Source organism: Streptomyces sp. NPDC059534, assembly GCF_042743475.1.
GTDB lineage: Bacteria > Actinomycetota > Actinomycetes > Streptomycetales > Streptomycetaceae > Streptomyces.
In genome coordinates this window covers 30,745-50,065 of sequence record NZ_JBHWAQ010000027.1, presented here as the reverse complement: position 1 = coordinate 50,065, position 19,321 = coordinate 30,745, and the positions used below count along the sequence as shown (strand labels likewise).

Annotated in this window: 10 protein-coding genes and 1 pseudogene; 4 read left to right on the top strand and 7 right to left on the bottom strand. The window is 70.1% G+C overall.

Features of this window, described 5'->3' with window-relative positions; all coding sequences use genetic code 11:
- Positions 1-293: 293 nt before the first annotated feature.
- The 3 genes from ACFVZH_RS28340 (at position 294) to ACFVZH_RS28330 (ending at position 3,838) form a co-directional block, all read left to right on the top strand.
- Entirely contained in the window at positions 294-971 is a 678-nt protein-coding gene (locus ACFVZH_RS28340; protein WP_384901566.1) for a response regulator transcription factor, read from the top strand.
- A gap of 6 nt (positions 972-977) precedes the next feature.
- Positions 978-2,372: a sensor histidine kinase gene (locus ACFVZH_RS28335; RefSeq protein ID WP_384901564.1), complete on the top strand. Its 1,395-nt coding sequence runs from the start codon at positions 978-980 to the stop codon at positions 2,370-2,372.
- A gap of 95 nt (positions 2,373-2,467) precedes the next feature.
- A complete protein-coding gene (locus tag ACFVZH_RS28330) occupies positions 2,468-3,838 on the top strand; it encodes a hypothetical protein (protein ID WP_384901562.1) in 1,371 nt (456 codons plus the stop codon).
- A gap of 321 nt (positions 3,839-4,159) precedes the next feature.
- Here the strand turns inward: ACFVZH_RS28330 and ACFVZH_RS28325 are convergent.
- From ACFVZH_RS28325 to ACFVZH_RS28315, 3 genes and pseudogenes are all read right to left on the bottom strand, one after another.
- A pseudogene (locus tag ACFVZH_RS28325) lies at positions 4,160-5,564 on the bottom strand (sulfatase).
- A gap of 127 nt (positions 5,565-5,691) precedes the next feature.
- The gene (locus ACFVZH_RS28320; RefSeq protein ID WP_384901561.1) at positions 5,692-5,784 is read right to left on the bottom strand and encodes a putative leader peptide; all 93 of its coding nucleotides are present in this window, start codon (positions 5,782-5,784) and stop codon (positions 5,692-5,694) included.
- Positions 5,785-6,040: 256 nt separating this feature from the next.
- Entirely contained in the window at positions 6,041-6,223 is a 183-nt protein-coding gene (locus tag ACFVZH_RS28315) for a hypothetical protein (RefSeq protein WP_384901559.1), read from the bottom strand.
- A 229-nt stretch (positions 6,224-6,452) separates the two neighbouring features.
- Between ACFVZH_RS28315 and ACFVZH_RS28310 the strand changes: the two genes are divergently transcribed.
- The gene (locus ACFVZH_RS28310) at positions 6,453-9,914 is read left to right on the top strand and encodes a hypothetical protein (protein WP_384901557.1); all 3,462 of its coding nucleotides are present in this window, start codon (positions 6,453-6,455) and stop codon (positions 9,912-9,914) included.
- Between the two features lie 255 nt (positions 9,915-10,169).
- Here ACFVZH_RS28310 and ACFVZH_RS28305 read toward each other — a convergent pair whose 3' ends face one another.
- From ACFVZH_RS28305 to ACFVZH_RS28290, 4 genes are all read right to left on the bottom strand, one after another.
- Positions 10,170-10,607, bottom strand: coding sequence for a VOC family protein (locus ACFVZH_RS28305; RefSeq protein WP_384901555.1), 438 nt, complete (start codon positions 10,605-10,607; stop codon positions 10,170-10,172).
- Between the two features lie 115 nt (positions 10,608-10,722).
- Entirely contained in the window at positions 10,723-11,040 is a 318-nt protein-coding gene (locus ACFVZH_RS28300) for an RICIN domain-containing protein (protein ID WP_384901553.1), read from the bottom strand.
- Between the two features lie 87 nt (positions 11,041-11,127).
- Positions 11,128-11,403, bottom strand: coding sequence for a hypothetical protein (locus tag ACFVZH_RS28295; protein ID WP_384901551.1), 276 nt, complete (start codon positions 11,401-11,403; stop codon positions 11,128-11,130).
- Positions 11,404-11,810: 407 nt separating this feature from the next.
- Positions 11,811-17,954 carry an RHS repeat-associated core domain-containing protein gene (locus ACFVZH_RS28290; RefSeq protein ID WP_384901549.1) on the bottom strand — a complete coding sequence of 2,048 codons (6,144 nt, stop codon included), beginning with the start codon at positions 17,952-17,954 and terminating at the stop codon, positions 11,811-11,813.
- Positions 17,955-19,321: the final 1,367 nt, after the last annotated feature.

Genomic DNA, 19,321 nt, shown 5'->3' with positions numbered 1-19,321 from the left:
GCGCGGCAAACCGACACACGAGGAATGACGACGTCCTCAGCACCGCCCGGTCAAGGGGGCAGCGCTCAGCAGCAGGCGGATCCACCACGAGCCCCGGGAACGGCCCACGCCGCCCCCGGGACCTCGCCGTCTCACCGCCCATCCGCAACATCGATGTCAGATTGTCCGGCTGCCTGTACCACCCACCCATCACCCGTCGCTCCTTCGCTCCCGACCCACCGCAGGCCGCCGGGAGCGGGCGACACCGTCCGCCCTTCAGCTCCGGTTCAGGCGGCACGGGTCACAATCAGGGCATGCGGGTTCTGATCGTGGACGACGAGGAGCGCTTCGCCGAGGGGCTCCGCAACGGCCTGGAGGCGGAGGGCTTCGCCGTCGACGTCGCTCTGGACGGTACGGACGGCCTGTGGCGGGCGCGCGAGCACGCGTACGACGCGATCGTCCTCGACATCATGCTCCCCGGCCTGAACGGCTACCGCGTCTGTGCCACCCTGCGCGCCGAGGGGAACTGGACCCCGATCCTCATGCTCACCGCCAAGGAAGGGGAGTGGGACGAGGTGGAGGGCCTCGACACCGGCGCCGACGACTACCTGAAGAAGCCCTTCTCGTACGCCGTGCTGCTGGCCCGGTTGCGAGCGCTGCTGCGCCGCGAACCGCGCGAGCGGCCCGCGGTCCTCACCGCCGGCGACCTGCGGCTCGACCCGGTGGCCAAAGAGGTGTCGAGGGGCGGGGTACGGGTCGAGGTGACCGCCCGTGAGCTGGCGCTGCTGGAGTTCCTGCTGCGCCGGCGCGGCGAGACCCTGTCGAAGCGAGAGATCCTCGCGCACGTCTGGGACGACGCCTTCGAGGGCGACCCGAACATCGTCGAGGTCTACGTCGGGCACCTCAGAAACAAGCTGGACCGGCCCTTCGGCCGGGCGTCCATCGAGACCGTACGGGGCTGCGGATACCGCCTGGCCCCCGACGGAGGGTAGGCGGCCATGAGCGTGCGGTTCCGGTCGACCGTGGCGGCCGTCCTCGTCGTGACGGTGGGCCTGGTCGCGGGAGCGGTTGCCCTGGTCGCGCTCCTGCGGGCCGAACTGACCGACGACGTACGACAGGCCGCGCGGGCCCGCGCCGAGCAGGTGGCCGCCGTCATCGAGTCGGGGCGCGGGGTGCCGTCGCTGACCGTGAGCGATCCGGACGAACAGTTCGTCCAGGTCCTGGACTCCCGCGGGGACGTGGTCGCGGGCAGCACGAATGTCGAGGAACTGCCGGCCCTGGCCGACCCCCGACAGGGCACCGAGTCCACCCTCACCACGCCGCTGGACGAGGACCCGTTCCTGGTGGTGGCGGTGACCGCCGAAGGGCCGGGCGGGGACCGGACCGTACTGGTGGGGCGGGCGCTGATCGCCGTCGCCGAGTCGACCCGGATCGTCACCCGGCTGCTGCTCGCGGGGCTGCCGCTGCTGATGGTCGTGGTGGCCGGCGCGACCTGGATGGCGGTCGGGCGGGCGCTGGCGCCCGTGGCGGCCATCAGGTCGGAGGTCGAGGCGATCTCCGCGGCGGAGCTGCACCGCAGGGTGCCGCTGCCACGCGGCCGCGACGAGATCGCACGCCTCGCCACCACGATGAACCGCATGCTGGACCGGCTCGAACGTGCGCAGAGCGCCCAGCGCCGGTTCATCTCCGATGCCTCGCACGAGCTGCGTTCCCCGGTGGCGTCCATCCGCCAGCACGCCGAGGTCGCACTCGCCCACCCCGACCGGCTGACAGACGCGGCGGCGCGCGAACGGCTGGTCAGAACGGTGCTGGCCGAGGATCTGCGGATCCAGCGGCTGGTCGACGACCTGCTGCTGCTCGCCCGTGCCGACGAGGGCGCGCTGCGCCCCCGGCTGCGGCCGGTGGACCTCGACGACCTGGTTCTGGACGAAGCGCGCCGACTGCGTGGGGCGGCGCCCGGGCTGCGGATCCGTACGGTCGGGGTGTCGGCGGCGCGGCGGCGGGCGGACCCGCAGGGCCTGGTCAGGGTGGTGCGCAACCTGGGCGACAACGCGGCCCGGCACGCGCGCTCCGAGGTCGCCTTCGACCTCGCTGAGCAGCCGGACGGCCGGGTGGTGCTGGGCGTGGAGGACGACGGTCCGGGCGTGCCGGCGGCGGACCGGGAGCGGGTCTTCGAGCGATTCGTACGCCTGGACGAAGCACGGGCCCGCTCGACGGCCGACGGGGGCGATGCGAGCGATGCGAGCGATGCGAGCAACGCTTCCGGCAGTGGTCTCGGGCTTGCCATCGTCGCCGAACTGGTCGCGGCGCACGGCGGTACGGCGACGGTGGCCGACGGGCGACTGGGCGGGGCCCGTTTCGAGGTGGTGCTCCCGGCGGACCCGCGGGTCTGAGGCCGGGTCGCCGTTCCTGAAGGCCGGTTCAGTTCCGTTCAGGCTGCCTTCAGGAGCCGGGTGGCAGCGTCGATGTCACGGCGGAGGAGGCAGTCATGAGGAACATGCGGAGCAGACGTCCGGCGGCAGCCTTGAGCGCGGCCCTGGCCGCGACCCTCACGACCGGCGCGTGCACGGCCGGTGCCCTCGGCGGCGGAGCCGCGAGCGGGACCCTCGCGGCGGGCGTGGACTGCGTACGGGTCGTGGACAGCGGCACCGGCAAGAAGACCGACGTGTGCCTGCCGCTCGCCCCGGAGCAGGACCGGGTCGACCGGGGCACGCCCGTGTTCAGCCGGCCGACCGCCGTCACCAACCCGCTCCACCCCAGTTCGGAGATCCAGCAGGTGATCTACGGCGGTCAGGTCGACGGGAAGCCGTTCCGTACCGAGTTCACCCTGCTGCCCGACATCAAGACCGTCACCGTGAACGGCGAGCAGGTCCGGGCGCGCACGCTCCAGTACATGGCCTTCTCGGACGGGCGGATCCACGAGGTCGCACTCGACTGGTTCGCGCAGGCCGACGACGGATCGGTGTGGTACCTCGGCGAGGACGTCTTCAACTACGAGAACGGGGTGGTGGCGGACACCGGCGGCACCTGGCTGGCCGGGAAGACCGGACCGGCTGCGATGATCATGCCCAACGAACCGAAGACCGGTGACGTGTACCGGCCGGAGAACGTCCCGGAGGTGGTCTTCGAGGAGGTCACCGTCAAGGCCGTCGGGCAGACGGTCCCGGGGCCGTACGGCCCCGTCAAGGGCGCGATGACCGTGACCGAGCTCCACATGGACGGCACGCGCGAGGACAAGGTCTTCGCCCCCGGGTACGGCGAGTTCTCCACCGGCCGGCCCGGCGCCGACCTGGAGGCGGTCTCGCTGGCCGTACCGACGGACGTCACCCCAGGCCCCGTACCCGCCGAGCTCACGGCCCTCTCCACGTCGGTCCGCGCGGCGCACGCCGGGGCGACCGACGCGAGCGTGGCGAAAGTGCGCGCCGCCTGGGACATGTACCGGGCTGCCGACCGCGTGCCCCAGCTGCTCACCCAGCAGATGGACCGTGACCTCGACTCGCTCACCGCGGCCGTCAAGGCACGCGATGCCGTGCTCGTCCGCGGTGCGGTGCTCCGGGTCGCACAGAACGACCTCGACCTGCACGTACGCTACGAACCGCTCGCGACCGTCGAGGCCGATCGCATGGAGCTCTGGGCGCGCCAGTCGACGCTGGACAGTGCCGCCCGGGATGCGGGCGCGATCGCCGGTGACGTGACCAGCCTCGAACTCACCTGGGACCGGGTCCGGCACGACACCGACTCCGCCAGGGCGGACCGGATCGACGCCTCGCTGCGGGCCTTGCGTGACGCGGCCGATCGAAAGGACGCGTCGCTCGCCCACCAGGCGGCAGCCGGGCTCACGTCTGCCCTGGCAGGCTAGAGGTGTCGTGGAGCAGGCCGGACGTCTTGGTCGGCAACATCGCCGCCCACCCGGGCCTGACGCGCCGAACCACGTCCGCGAACACCCCACGGCGACGGTTTCCGCAGGTCAGCGGTATAGGGGCGACGACTTCCAGAAGATGTCGTCGCCCTGTCAGGCGTTCACGGCCGACAAGCCCGAGAACCGCCGGCCTGCAGATCGGTCGATGTACTGAGAGCGTGTGTCGTAGGGCTCCTTGTCGAACGTGGGGTCCATGCGACGGTCCGATCTCCGGATCGTCGCTCTTGTCGTCCTCCCGGTGTCGGTGCACCACGGGAGGGCTCAGTAGCGGAGCAGTCCCGCGTCGGTCCGTTCCCAGGCGGCGCGCAGTTCGGTGAGGCGCGCCTGCTCGAACGGTGCGCGGTCGGCTTGCTCGCGGGCGTCTTCGGTCAGGTGGAACAGCTGGTCGCGGCCGGACTTGCCCCGGTAGTACTTCCAGTCGCCGCGGCGCAGGGCCCGCTCGCCGCGCACCCGCCAGAAGAGGTCTCGCTCGGGCACCTCGGTGCCGCGGAGCAGGTATCCGGCGAGGCTGGTGCCGTCGAGGGGGTACGCGGGGTGGGGGCGCGCGCCGGCCAGTTCGAGCAGGGTCGCCGTCCAGTCGGGTGTGAACACCGGCAGGTCGCTGACCTGGCCGCCGTCGATCCGGGCGGGCCAGCGCAGGATCGAGGGGACGCGGATGCCGCCTTCCTGGAGGGAGCCCTTGTTTCCGGCGAGCGGCCAGTTGTAGGAGAAGCGTTCGCCACCGTTGTCGCTGGCGAAGAACACGAGGGTGTCCTGGTCCTGGCCGGAGCGCTTCAGCGCGCGGAGGACCCGACCGACCGAGCGGTCGAGGTCCTCGACCATCTCCTTGTACTTCTCCACGGAGCCGCCGTCCTGGTGCCAGAGCGCGGAGCGGTCGCCGGCCTTGATGCGACGGACGATCTCGTCGCTGGCCTCCTTGTCGCCGTCGGCGATCCAGGGCCAGTGAGGGGTGGTGAAGTTCAGATTGAGCAGCCAGGGCTTCTCGTGGTCGCGGGCGACGTACTGCTCCGCCCGCTCGGTGAGGATCCGGGTGTAGTAGCGCAGGTCCTTGTACTCGGCGTCGCCCTCGTAGAGGTCGTACTCGCCGCCGAGGCCGAGCTTGGAGTAGTACTCCAGGGCTCCGCCGAAGTTGCCGAAGAACTCGTCCCAGCCGGAGCGGGTGGGCGAGTAGTCGGGCAGGTAGCCGCAGTGCCACTTGCCGATGAGGGCGGTGGCGTAGCCGGAGTCCCGGAGCAGCGAGGCGAGCGTGGGATGGGTGGGCTCCAGGCCGACGGACTTGTCGGCGATCGGCTCGGCGAGCCCGCCCTTGGTGCGGCCGGGGTAGCGGCCCGTGTAACAGGCTGAAGCGGGTGGGTGAGCAGGTCGCGGAGCCGGAGTAGGCGTCGGTGAAGCGGACGCCCTCGCGGGCGAGGCGGTCCAGGTGCGGGGTGCGGATGTGCGGGGCGCCGTAGGAGGAGAGGTCGGCCCAGCCGAGGTCGTCGCCCAGGATGAAGAGGATGTTGGGCCGTCGGGAATGACGGCGGGGGTGGGCGGATCGGAACGGACGCTCCTGTACTTCGGTCGCGGGGGCCGGCTGTGCGGCGGCCGCGGGGGTGCCGAGGGCGGCCGCGGCGGCGGCGCCGGCGGCGACCCCGCCGAGGGCACGGCGGGACAGGGGCGTGGACATATGAGGCTCCAGAAAGGGCGTGCGAACGTGCGGGCATGACTCCGTGGCCCCGCGGGCGGGGGACGGCGCCGCGGGCAGAGCGGGAGGAGGAGCGTGGGGGGTACGGCGAGTTGAGCGGGACGCGCCGTCAGACGCAGCGACAGACCGCGCTCGCTACGCGGACGAGGTCCACGTGGCGGCGCTGGACGAGGGTGACCGAGTGGTCACGTGCGGGCTGCATGGGCCAGGAGTCTCGTCGACACGCACGGGGGGCGTCAACGGCGTACGGCGAGGTCGACGCGCGTAGTTCGCATGATCGCAACGCCTGCGGAGCAGAGGCGTGAAGGGGAGCCGTTCGGACCGTGCGGGCCGCGGGCTCCCGGCGAATCGCGAACCACGAACCACGAACCACGAACCACGAACCACCCGGGCAGCACCCACGACCGTGGATGCTGCCCGGGTGGTTCCGCGCTGGGGTCCGGGCCGTGCGGGCCTGGTCATGCATAGGCGGCGACGGCAGCGAAATAGATGCCCAGGCTGGTGGCTGCCGCGCCGGCGCCGATGAAGATCGCTTGGGGGATGTCGGTGCCGGCACGGCGAGCCAGCAGTCCCGCGGTGATCGCGATGTTGAGTGCTGTGGACAGGGCGAGCAGAAGGGACAGGATCTGCAACGGGCTCATCGAGGTAACTCCCCCTGGGTGGTGACGGCCCGGGGCGGGCCGTGCGGGATGACCTCGACGCTGCCTGTCCAAGGGGGCGTCCAGCAGGAGTCCGGTCGCGGATCGCGACGTATCCGGCCGTGTGGACCGGCCGGCGTTAGAGTTCAGTTGCGGCCGGAAGTGCGTGTCCACCGGGGTGTCCAAGGGTAGGGCGGACACGCGCGCGCAGGCCGGGGGAGGGAGAAGCGCCGTGCCCACAGAGCCCGCGGGGCGGGAGCCGTCGTACGCAGCGTTGATCGCAAGGCTGGTCGCGTTCCGTGAGACCCGTCTCAGGGGTCTGCCGTCGGACCGCGCGATCGCCAAGGCAGCCGGAGTAAGCCCGACCACGATCGGAAAATGGCTGCGCGATGGTCAGTTCCCACAGCAGATCGATCCGTTGCTGACACTCGTGCGAGCGGTGCGCGCCCAGGCCGAGCGTGTCGGGGTGGCCGGTGGCCAGGCGGAGGCGGAAGCGGAGGCGGTACTTGACCCGGGGCGGTGGCGACGGGCCTACCTGGGCGAAGCCCGCCGACGCGCAGACGCGACGGGCACCGCGGTCGAGGCGGAGCAGGCGCGGGCAGCGCTGCGGCGCCTGCGACCCGGCCGGCCTCTGTCGGAGGTGACCGACCCCTTCACCTCCGATCTGGAGGTGCACCGCGCGATCCGATCCCCGGTCGCCGGCCTGCCGGCACTGCCCGCCTATGTGCCGCGCGAGCACGACCGTGCGCTGGCCGAGGCGGTGGCACACGCCGCGAACGGCACCAGCCGGATCGTGGTGCTGGTCGGCGGATCCTCCACCGGTAAGACCCGGGCCTGTTGGGAAGCCCTCCACCCGCTGCGCGCACGGGACGAACCCTGGCGACTGTGGCATCCCCTTGACCCCACCCGCCCCGACGCCGCCCTGGCGGGGCTGAACGACCTCGCCCCGTACACCGTGGTGTGGCTGAACGAGGCCCAGTTCTACCTGACGCCCGACGCGGTCGGCGAGCGGGTGGCGGCGGGCCTGCGAACCCTGCTGCACAACCAGCCCGGTCCGGTGCTGGTACTTGCCACGCTCTGGCCGGACCAGTGGGACACCCTGACCACCCGTGCCGTCCCCGACCGGCATGCCCAGACCCGGGAGTTGCTGGACGGGCACAGCATCAGGGTGCCGGATGCGTTCAGTGGAGTCGACCTGGCCACTCTGGCCGACACAGCCGGCCGCGATCCCCGGCTCAGAGAAGCCGCCACACATGCTCGGGACGGCCGCATCGCCCAGTACCTGGCCGGCGGACCGGCCCTGTTGGACCGTTATGAGAACGCCCCGCCCGCCACCCGGGCCCTGATCGACACCGCCATCGACGCCCTCCGCCTCGGCGCCGGACCGCACATCCCTCTGACCTGGCTGACCGAAGCCGCCCCCGGCTACCTCACCGACAGCGAATGGAACCAGACCGACGACGACTGGGTGGAACAGGCCCTCGACTACATCACCACCCCTTGCCACGGCACCCCGGGCATCCTCCTCCCCGTCAAGACCGGCACCAACCGCAATCAGCGCGCCACCGGCCCCGCTGCCGGACACGGTCCCGGGGCATCGGGGCCTTCGTACCGGCTGGCCGACTACCTCCACCACCACGGCCGCCGACACCGTGCCGAGACGATCCCGCCCATCGCCTTCTGGACCGCCGGCGCCGATCACGCCCACCCCGCCGACCTGACCGTCCTGGGCAACGCGGCCATGGCCCGCGGCCTGTTCCGCGACGCAGCCCAACTCCGCAAACGCGCGACCGCGCATGGTGATCCCCACGCCGCGGCCGCTCTCGTCGACCACATGCACCGCCTCTCCCCCGCCGACCACCGCCCCGCCCAGTACGCCGCCGCTCACGTCTCGCTCGACGACGTCTCCGCCGTAGTGGAACTCCTGAACGTCTTGGAACGGAGGGGAGCAGGGGAACAGGCTGCGGCCCTGGCCCAACGGGCCGCCACACAGACCCCCCTCGACAACCCACGTGCCGTGGCCGGGCTGTTGCATCACCTGACGGAGGTGGGAGCGCAGGAACAGGCAGCGGTCCTGGCCGAACGGGCGGCTCTGCACACGCCGCTGGACGATCCGTCCGCCGTGGCCGAGCTGCTGAACGGCCTCAGGGAAGCCGGGGCGCGGGAACACACGGCGTCCCTGGCCCAGCGAGCCGCGACCCACTCCCCCGTGGACGACCCCCACGCCGTGGTCGAGCTGCTGAACCAGCTCACGGGGCCCGAGACTCCAAACCAGGCAGCCGCCCTGGCCCAACGAGCCACCGCACACGCACCCCTGGACAACCCGCGCGTCGTCCGGGCGCTGCTGACTGGCCTACGGCAGGTATGGGAGCCGGCGCCTGCGGCAGCCTTCGCCGAACACGTCGCCAAGCACGCCCCCCTCGACGACCCATGTACCGTGGTCGAGCTGCTGGCCGTTCTGCGCGATGCCAGGGCTCAGGAGCAGGTGGCCACGCTCCTGAGCCGGAATCCGGCCGCACACGTCTCCCTCGATGATCCGTCGGCCGTGGGCATGCTGCTCGCACCGCTTGGCAGGGCCGGGTCACGGGAGCAGGCAGCGGCTCTGGCCCAACGGGCTGCCCTCCACGCCCCCGTGGACAACCCTGGCGCCGTGGCCTCACTTCTGGCTGATCTTCAGCAGGTCTGTGCACAGGAGGAGTTACGAACCCTGGCCGAACGAGCCGCCACGCACGCCCACCTCGACAACCTGGACGCAGCGGCCGCACTGTTGCATGGCCTGGTGGAAGTCGGAGCGCACGAACAGGCAGCGGCTTTCGCCGAACGCGCCGCCGCACATGTCCCCGTGGACGACCCTCGCGCCGTGGCCACCCTGCTGCTGGATCTACGGATGGCAGGTGCCCAGGACCAGTCGGAAGCCCTGGCCCGGCGGGCCGCCGCACGCACTCCCGTCGACCGCCCCGTCGCCGTTGCCGTCGCCGAGGTGTTGCGGCATCTGGTGAGGGCCGGGGCGCGGGAGCAGGCCGCAACCCTGGCCCAAGAGGCGGCCGTGCACACGCCCCTCGACAATCCGTACGACGTGGCCAGGGTGCTGGTCGGTCTGGTCAGTGTGGGGGCGAGGGACGAGGCAGCAACCTTGAGCGAACGGGCCGCCGCACACGCCCCCCTCGACGACCCGGCCGCCGTGAGCGACCTGCTGGACGCGCTGGAGGCGTGCGGGGCCCACGAGCACACTGCCGCATTGCTGACGCGGGACCCCGCCGAGCACGTACGCCTGGACGAGCCGTCGGCCGTCGCTGTGCTGCTGCAACGTCTTCATGGTGCCGGAACACGCGATCAGGCAGCCGCCTTGGCCGAACGGGCCGCCGCACACGCCCCGCTCGACAGCGCAGCCGCCGTAACAGACCTGCTGGTCACACTCCAGATATGCGGTACTCAGGAGCAGGTAGCCACGCTGCTGGCCCGAGACCCCGCCGCGCGGGTTTCCCTCCACGATCCGCCCGCCGTGAACCTTCTGCTGGACCTTCTGCAGAACATCGGGCAACACGGACAAGCTGCGGCCCTGGCCGAACGACAGCCTGGCGCAGGGCAATTTGATGACTTCGCGACGATCGGCGATCGCCGGAAGCAGTTCACGTTCGGCAGGGAACCCGACGGGAGAGCCGCGCTCCGCTGGTCATGGGATGACCTGCGGTGATCCGAGGAGCCAGCGCCTGACAGACGGCTTCCGCCCAACGGAGAACAGGGACCGGCCACCGAAGGGGGCGGCGTGACACGCGGGCAGGAATCCGCGCGCTCGACCGTAGTAGGCCCGCCGGCGGAGCGCCGGATCGGACGGCAGCGAGCTGGACCGGCTGCAGCCGGTGACCTGACCGCTGCGGGCCCGCCGACCGTCGGGGGCCGGCAGAGCGGCCCCTCGCGACAGCACAGGGCCGATTCACCCGATCATCCGTCAGTTCTTCTTCAGTTCCTCGGCGAGCATCACCAGGATGCCGCTGGGACCGCGGACGTACGTGAGTTTGTAGACGTCCTCATAGGTGGCGACACCGCGAAGGGGATGGCATCCGTGCTTTGCGGCTGTCTCGAGGGCTTTGTCGATGTCGTCGACCGAGAAGGCGACGCGGTGCATGCCGATCTCGTTGGGACGGGTGGGTTCCGACTCGATCGCTTCGGGGTGGATGTACTCGAAGAGTTCAAGGCGACCATGGCCGTCTGGTGTCTGGAGCATCGCGATGTTGGCGTGATTGCCATCAAGGCCGACGGCGGTGTCGGTCCACTCGCCACTGACCGTGGTACGGCCGACGACCGTGAGGCCGAGGTCGGTGAAGAAGGAGATCGTCGCTTCGAGGTCGCGTACGGCGATCCCGACGTTCTCGAGTTTGATGGCCATGCTTTGCATGCTATCGAGCCGGGCCGATCAAGTGCTGTCGGCAGGCCCGGGCTCCTGCTGTTCATCCGCGTGAACGGGCGGGCGTCGGGCAGGTGCCCGGCGCCCGCCCAGGGTTCTACCAGTCAACGGCCTTGATGCTGAAGCTCTGGTTGGGGTTCTGGGTGCACGACCACAGCCGCACGGGGGCGCCCGGCTGCGTGCTCCAGTCGGCTATCTCCAGGCACTTACCGCTGTTGGCGTTCACGTAGTAGTACGCCCCGGGGTCACCCGCAGGGGAGTAGCGGTGCCACTTCTGGTTGTCGCCGCCGGTGCAGGGCCACTGATGGGTTTCATGGTCCTCTGCAATCGATAAGGGAAAATCCGGCGAAGCGACCGGAAAGCGCCGTTCGTGATCGCATGGGTTTGCGACTAAATGATCTTCACCATCGCCCACTTGGGCCGTGGCACGTCGCGCGGGCCCGGCAGAGGCGGGTCGCACCCCGACAGGGTTCCGTCGGGGTGCGACCCTCAGCTGCTCGGATCAGTGGGCCGAGGCTGCGGCGGGGGCCTGGGAGCCGCCGCCCATGGTGACCCGCAGTCGGTCGGGCTTCAGTTGCCCGTCAGTCTGCTTCAGGGTCACGTCGATCCACCCCCGGTGGGCGTCGGGCAGGGCGACGTAGTAGACGTCCCGGCCCGTCCGTTCCGGACTGAGTTTTCTGACGAGTCGCCAGGACAGCTCTTGTCCGCGGTACTTCACGGATGTCACCGTCACTCCCGGCTGGGAGGCGAAGACGATGTACGACTCCGCGAAGCCCATTCCGGGGCCGAAGAGTGCCGCGAGGCTTGAGTTCTTCTCTTCCGGTGTTGCTCGTCCGGCGCTGCAGGCGATCTCCTGCGCCGCGCCGGAGGAGGTCTGTCCGAAACAGACTTTGCCGCGGGTGGTCTCCCATAGGTAGGAGGCGGATCTCCCGGACTGTCGGGCCAGGCTGAGTCCTTTGTTCGTGGGGGTTGCGCCGGACTGGCGAGCCTGGGCCGCGAGGGCCGTCTCGAGTGGCGCCGGGTCGGGTTCGTGCGTGCTGGGAGTTGCGTGGGTGGTGGGGGTTGCGAGGCCGACTGGTGTGACGGCCGGCGGGTTCGCCGTCGGTTGGGGTCCACAGCCCGCTGCCAGGAGCACAGCTGTGGTGGCTGCCAGGAGCAGGCGTGCGGCGCGGGTTCGGTGGCGGGTCATCGGCCGCAGGTTCCTACCTGGGTGCACATGACCACGTCCAGTCTCACCAGGTTGGGCGGGGCTTCCTTGAACTTGTTGCCCTGCCAAGTGTGGATGTCGAACGTGCCCCAGCTCTTGGTCGAGGTCTTTCCGTCGGCGTCCTGGTAGATGGTGTCGTACCGGGTGACGTAGCCGGAGGGCACGTAGCCGTAGAGCTCTCCCTTCTTGAGCTGCATGGTGCTGGCTTCGGCGGCTGTCGAGGTGTTGGTCTTGGTATCGGAGTTGGTCCAGGTGTAGTCGCCGTTGAGGCCGAACGTCGTCTCGACCGAGCCTTCGGCGACCAGGGGGATGCTCGCCTTTCCGCCCGCCTTCACGGACGCCGACCAGCCGAACTTGTCGGCGAACTGTTCCATCGCCGCGTACATGGCGGCGTAGGTGTAGGTGAACTGCAGCGTCTGGTCCTCGGTGACCTCGCGGACGTTGGCGCCGGTGGAGAAGTCGGTCCACGGACCCTGGTAGGTCACGACGGTGGATATGGCCTTGGTGCCGGGGGGGCCGTCGGGCACGACGACGCCCTTGGGCAGCCTGGGCGGCAGCGGCTGGCATCCGTCGCAGTAGTGCTTCGCGGACGAGCTGCCGCCACCGCCGCCGCCACCGCCACCGCCGCCACCGCTTCCTCCGGGGTCGCTGGTGGTCTTCGGGGTGTAGCCGACGGAGTCCTGGACGTCCTTGGAACAGTAGGCCAGGTCGTACAGGCACGAGTTGGGCGGGGAGCCGATCTCGGTGCCGGCCGGGTCGCTCAGGGTCAGCGGGTTGTTGTTGCTGTAGGTGTAGGCGTTGTGCTGGCGCGGGTCCTCGGTGACGAACAGCGGGTCGACCGAGATGAAGCGTCCGGTCGCCGGGTCGTACTCACGGGCACCGAGGTGGACCAGGCCGGTGGCGGTGTCGTTCGTGCCGCCGACGAAGCCCTTGTCCCCGGACCAGCCGGTGGGTGAGGTGCCGCGCGTGGCGCCGAAGAGAGTGGACTTGCGGCGGGTGATGGTCTGCGCGGCGTCGGCCGTGATCTGAGTGGTGCCGGTGCCGTGGTGGTCGCCGAGTGCGAACGTCAGCTTTCCGCCCTTGCGGACGGCGATGGTCTGCGTGCCCGACATGTAGTAGCGGGTTCCGCTCAGTACCCCGCTGGTGCTGCGGCGCAGCTCGTTGCCTCCGGGGAGGTACAGGGTCGTGCCGGTGGCGTCCTTGGCGAGGAGCCGCTGACCTTGGGTGTCGTAGAGGTAGCCGGCCTTCTCGGTCGTGCCTTCGGTGACCGATGCCAGGTGTCCCTCGTCGTCCCAGCTCAGCGTCTGCTCGGCGGCGGTGCCGATCTTCCGGGTACGGGTGTTGCCGGCCGCGTCGTAGGAGAAGGTCTCCTCGTGCGCGTCGGCGCCGGTCTGGGTGACCTTGGGCAGATCGTGCTTGCCGGTGGTCGGCGCGGCGTACGAGCGGGTGGCGGCCGGGCCCGACGACGTGGTGTGTCGGGTCTCGGTCGTCCGGTTGCCCATCACGTCGTAGGTGTAGGACGTCCAGTAGGCGTCCTGTCCGCCGACGACGGACGTCGAGGGCGTGCCTGCGCACTGCTGACCGGTGTTGGTCCAGGCTTCGGTGATGCGGCCCAGCGGGTCGAGGTCGACGCACTGGGTGTCGGTGGTGCGGTTCGCGTCCTGGCCGTAGGCGGTGGCGACGGAGACGACGTTGCCCGAGGGGTCGTAGCCGTAGCTGGTGTCCTCGACGCGCTGCGGGGCCGCTTCCCGGTCGGTGTAGGTGCGGCTGAGGACGCCGGAGTGTTCGTCGTACTCGTTGGACACCCATACGTGCTGGGCGAACTCGCCGAGTTCCATACGGGTGTTGCGGCCGTAGTGGTCGTAGGTCATGGCGGACACGATCGGGTCGACGCCCGCGCCGACGGTGTTCAGCAGACCGGTGCCGGACGTGTAGGTGTTGACGACCTTCTCGGCCGGCAGGTCACCGATGGCGGGGTGCTGGGTCCACATCACGTCGCCGGTGTTGAGGTTGTACGAGGTGGTCCACTTGTAGACGCCGGCGGGCGCGCCCGCGCCGTCGGGGATGGTCAGCTGGGTGACGACCGGCTTGTAGAGGCTGTTGTACGCGGTGATCGCGGACTCGTACGCCTTGCCGCCGGCCCATCGGGTCGCCTTCGACAGCTGGCCCTTGGCCACGGTGTCGTACTCCCACGACGCGAGCGTGGTGGTGCCCTTGGTCAGTGCGGTCTTGCGTCCCAGCTCGTCGTAGTCGGTGTGCAGGGTGATGCCGCGTCCGACGTGGGTGACGTCGGTGGAGCGGTCGCCCTGGTCGTACGTGGTCTTGGTGGTGCCCTTGTCGGGGTCGTCGACCTGGATCTGACGGCCGCGGACGTCGTAGGTGTACGTCCAGGTGGCGTCCGAGGGGTCGGTGATGGTCGCCATCCGGCCGCGCTTGTCGAAGCCGTAGCGGGTGGACTGGTAGGAGGTGCGGGCGACGTCGGTGTACTGGCGTGACTCGACGGTCCGTCCCAGCGCGTCCACGATCATCGTCGATGCCGTGCCGCCCTGGGGCGGGACGACGGTGGTGGTGTCACCCGTGTACTGGGTGACGGTTCGCCGGGTCTCGTCGCCGAACCTCTTGGAGATCTGGGCCGTGACGCGTCCCGCTCCGTCGTACTCGGTGTCGGTGGACGCCGGGTACTTCAGCTCCTGTCCGGTGGCGAGGACGGGCTCGGCCGCCCCGGTCGCGAAGAAGACGCCGGAGGTGCGCCACGCCTGGCCGCGGGTGTCGTAGAAGGTCTCCGTGAGGAGCCGGCCGGCCCGGTCGGGGGACTCCGTCTGGGTCTGGCGGGGCCGCAGCAGACCGTCGTAGAAGGTGTACTCCGTCTGGTAGGTCGAGTCGTGGGCCAGCGTCTTGGCCGTGATGACGGCCGGAGCGTCGTTGCGGAGCTGGTAGTCGAAGACCCTGTTGGGGGAATTGGGGTAGGTCGCGGCGGAGCGCGTGGGCAGCCACACCTTGGTGACGCGGCCCAGTGCGTCGTAGGCGGTGGTCGTGACCTTGCCGTTGGCGTCGGTCACCTGGGTGGGCTGGCCGCGCAGCGGGGTCATCTGGGTGGTGGCGGCGTGGTTGCGCGGGTTGGTGACGACGACGGTCGTGGGTGCTTCGCCCGTGGCCGGGGTGTACGCCGTCCTGGTGATCTTGCCGAAGGCGTCCGCGACCGTCAGACCGCGGCCGTAGATGTCGAAGTCGGCGGCCGGGGTGCTGGTGGTGACGTCGTAGCCGTCGCCCGCGCCGTTGATCCGCTCGGACCGGGTGACGTCGCCCTTCGTGGGCGCCGCGCCGAGCGCGCCGCCGTCGTAGTAGGTCCGGACGTCGTCGATCACGTCGCCGGGTCGGGCCGCGGTGGCGCCGCAGGTGACGGCGACCGTCTCGACCTGGCTGACCTTGTCGAGGATCCTGCCGGCGTTGGTGCGGGCGTAGCTGGTCGTCTTGCAGCTCTCGTCGCCGGTCTTGGCGGTGTCACCCGTCGTGGACTCGGTGGCGATCATGCCGTAGCCGTCGAAGGTGCGGTCGACCTCGGTGGTGCGCGTACCACCGCTGACGGTGGTGCGGGTCGACTCCTTCTGTACGCCGGTCTGGTAGGAGGCCAGGTCCGGAAGGCCGGACCGGGTGCGCGTGGCGATCGCCGTGGACCGCCACGGGGTGTACGAGGTCGCCGTCACCAGCTTGCTCGTGTCGTCGCCGTTGTAGGTGATCTTCTCGCGCTGCATGCCCGCGAAGGCGTCGCGGTCGGTGACCGCGTTGCCCGTCGAGTCCTTGACGTCTTGTCCGTCCCGGCCTCGGAAGTACCGGTTCTCCGTCAGGGTCTTGGGGTCGAAGGCGGTGCCGACGCGGGTCTGGACCCGTTCGTAGCCACGGGCTACGGAGTAGGTGCGGTCCTCGGCCTTGGTGAGCTCGTCGGTGCTCTTCACCCAGGCGGCTCCGCCCAGGTAGGAGTAGGACGTGACCTTGTCGGGCGACTCGACGAGGTTGTCGCCTTCGACGACCTGGGTGGCCACGTAGGTGTTGAACCAGTCGAGTTTGGCGTCGTTGCCCTCGTAGGCCCACTTCACCGGGTAGCAGCGGGTGGTGTTGCCGGCGTCGGCCGGCGGAAGGGTCGTCGCGGTGCACTCCGGCTCGGAGTAGGTGACGCCGATCGTGCCGCCGGTCTCGGTGGTGATCTGGTACATCCGCAGGCGGATGAAGGGCGCGAGGCCGTCGCCGGTCCTGTCGACGCGGTTGGCCCTCTGCTCACCGGCGAACGTCACGGCCGGGAGCGGGGCGCTGCCGCCCGCCAGACCGGTGCGCTGGATGGACTTGAGCCACATGGGCGTGGAGATGCCGTCACCGGAGGCGGGGAAGTCCTGCCCCAGGGTCCAGCTGTCGACGTCCTTGTACGCTCCGCCGGTCAGCAGCTTGGTGGTGATGGTGGCGAGTCGTTTGCGGGACCAGAACGTCGGGGAGAACTGGTCCTTGCACTCGGTGGAGCCGTCCTTGCAGTACTGGTCGAAGGGGACGTCGGGCCAGTTCTTGGCGTTGGTCTCGTCGAACGTGCCGCAGTTCGCCAGGCAGCGCTCGTCGACGGCGAAGTGGACCTGCGCCATCGCCTTGCCGGAGTAGACGGCGTCAGCCCGCAGGCCGTAGTCGATCCGCTCCAGGTAGCCGCCCCGGATGTACGGGGTGACCGTGGCCTTGCCCGTGGTGTCCGAGACGTTGCGCCCGTAGTTGTTCGTCTCGGTCTTCCAGTAGTACGCCATGGCGTTGTCGCGCGGGTCGACGACGTAGTCGAGCTGCCAGCGCCATGCCTGCTGGCACCAGCCGCTCGCGAAGCTCGCGTTGTAGCAGGGCTCCCCCGACTGGTTGCCGAACACCGGCACGGTCCAGGTCGAGTTGGTCGAGGGCGCACCGGCGGTGGCACCCGGGAGCCGGTTGAGGCCGAAGAAGTACTGCGTGCCGTCGGCCGTGGTGACCTTCCAGTGCTCGCCCTTGCCGTCGACACCGTCCGTGCCGCCGTCGCCGTTGTCGGCTCCGGTCAGCTTCTCGATCTTCGTGCCGTTGTCGGCGACCTCGTGCCAGCCCTTGCCCGCCTGGTAGACGAGTTCGGTGGACTTGCCGCCCAGCGACAGGGTCGCGTTGTCGTTGAACCAGCACATGTCACCGACGCGCGTGGTGTTGGTGCTGTTGGTCTTGTCGTCGTTGCAGGACTTGTACCGGCGCTCGATGAAGCCGGGCTCGTAAGACCAGCCGTCACCGATCCAGGACGGCTGGTTGTTGGATGCCGCGGTACGGCCGTCCACCGCCTGCGAGTTGTAGTCCAGGGAGATCTTCGGCTGGACCCCGCCCGGAACGGTGGGCACGTTGATCGGGTGCGACCAGGCGAAGCTGCCCATCGACTCGCCGGCGGTCCACGAGCCGGCCGGCTGCAGGGACGTCGCCTTGTAGTCGCCGCTGGCGCCGGCCTCCTCGGCGGCGGCGGCCAGGACGGTCGTCGCGCCGACACCGACCGGTGCGCTCAGCGTCCCGGTCCGGGTGTTGTTGGTGGTCGCCAGCGGCGTCTTGATACGGCACTCGGCCTTGTCGGGCGTGGTGAGCGCACAGGCCGGCAACCGCACCAACCGCAGTCGTGCCGCCCAGTCGCCTCCGTACGCGCCGCGGAAGGAGTCGTAGTTCACTTCCACGCGGGTCTGCACGGACTTCGACGCGCCGTCGGAGCGCCCCACGGACAGCAGCAGCCCGTCGACTCCGGCCTTGCGTGCGGCGGCCCGTTCGGAGACCTTGACCTTGACCTTGACGGTGGCCTGGGTCTTGGTGTCGGACGGCGGCGTGGCCTTGCCGTCCTTCGCCCCGGGGGCGGCGGCCGGCTGCCCCTGGTCGGTCAGGGCGACAGCCACGGGCAGGTTCGCGGCCCGTACGGGTACGGGTGCGGCTCCTCGCCGTGAGGCGGGCTTGCCGCTCACGGGGGCCAGTTCCACCTCGGCCGTCGCGGCGCCGGGCCAGAGGACCTTGGGGCCGCCCTTCCAGGGGTGGGCCGCCGCGGCGTCGGGTCTCTTGACTCCGCCGATGCGGGCGTTCTTGACCGGGACCGGTTTCGGTTGATGCAATCCAGGAAGCGGAGTTCTTTCATCCGCATTAGCTGTCACGGCTCCCCATGTGGGCAAAAGACCCATAGCGATCGCGGCGGCCATAACGGCCGCGGAGCCGCGTATTCGTGGAACTCTCACACTTACCTCTCGCGTAAAGCGGAAAATGTCGCCGAACGCTAGCAGTGCGCCCACTCAAGAAACCGATCACTTGAGCAAGATCTGAGATCCACGGGGAAAACCGCGAAATCCCGCCCGATCGATTGACGATCGGGCGTTTTGTACTCCCGCGCCGGCGGCGCCGACCGTGCCTCTTTCGGCTCGTCGGAGGACGCCGAAGCCTCCGGGGGTCGGCTTGCCCATGCCTGAAGCAGGGCGAGTGCGGGGCACGGCGCCACATCGACCCCCTTCGCGCACGAGCGCCTGCGGGATGCCTCTGCCTCGCCTCACGGCTGGAGGTGGAGGCCGGCCGTCTCCGGCGCTGGCGGGCGGGCTTCCGTACTCCCAGTAGAAAAGTCCGAGTTGATCATGGAAACCTCAAAGGTGGCCACTTTGTCGCAGGTGAACGCGGGGTGCACACGCGCCGGCACTCGCCATGGCCCACCCCAGCAGCCCGGCGAGTACACCGCCGGCCGCTCCGGCCCACGGACTCTTGGCAACGCCCGGACATGAGGTGGCCGACCCCGACCCGCGGCCGGTTCGTCGGGCCGGTCGGACCCCTTGGCCCGCCCGGGCACACGGCCCCCGAGCCGGTGGGGCCCTCCGCGTCCGTGTGCGAGGTCACGAAAGGCAACAGCGGAAGAATTCATTCCGGGCGGGAATGAGCCCCCTCGCGGACAGGGAGCTTGCGAACGCAATCAAATTCGGCCCCTTCGGCACGCGCCACCGCCTGGCCCCGGTACGGCGGAGAAGCCACTCGGACAAAAGACCCCACCCCTCACGATGAACGGCCGGGAGTCGCGCGCGAGAGTCCCATCGGCGCACCCTTCCGGCAATCCATTTGAGCGGAACTTGAGCCCGCATGCGCCGCCCTGTCAAACGAACACGGACACCCGCCGTTCGCGCCGACGAGCCCCGCCGGCGACTGCCTGAAGCCGCTTAATTTGAGGTGGATTTGAGGCTTCTCCTCGAATCCGCATTTCTCTCAGATTGACTGCTGGAATTACGGTCCCGCCCGCTCGACGATCGACTAGTCTGCGCTGGCGCGGGAGGCGCAGCCGGGGGGCAGAACACCCTCCAGGCTGCCTTCGCACGCGTTGCGCCACCTCACCGACACGCCGGCTCGCCGCCCCGCCGCCGCCTGGACTCCCCAGAGGAAGGGCCACGTTCGGCGGACGGCACTGCCCGAGCACCACCGCACTCAGAGAAGAGAACTCCTTTGTCGAGTA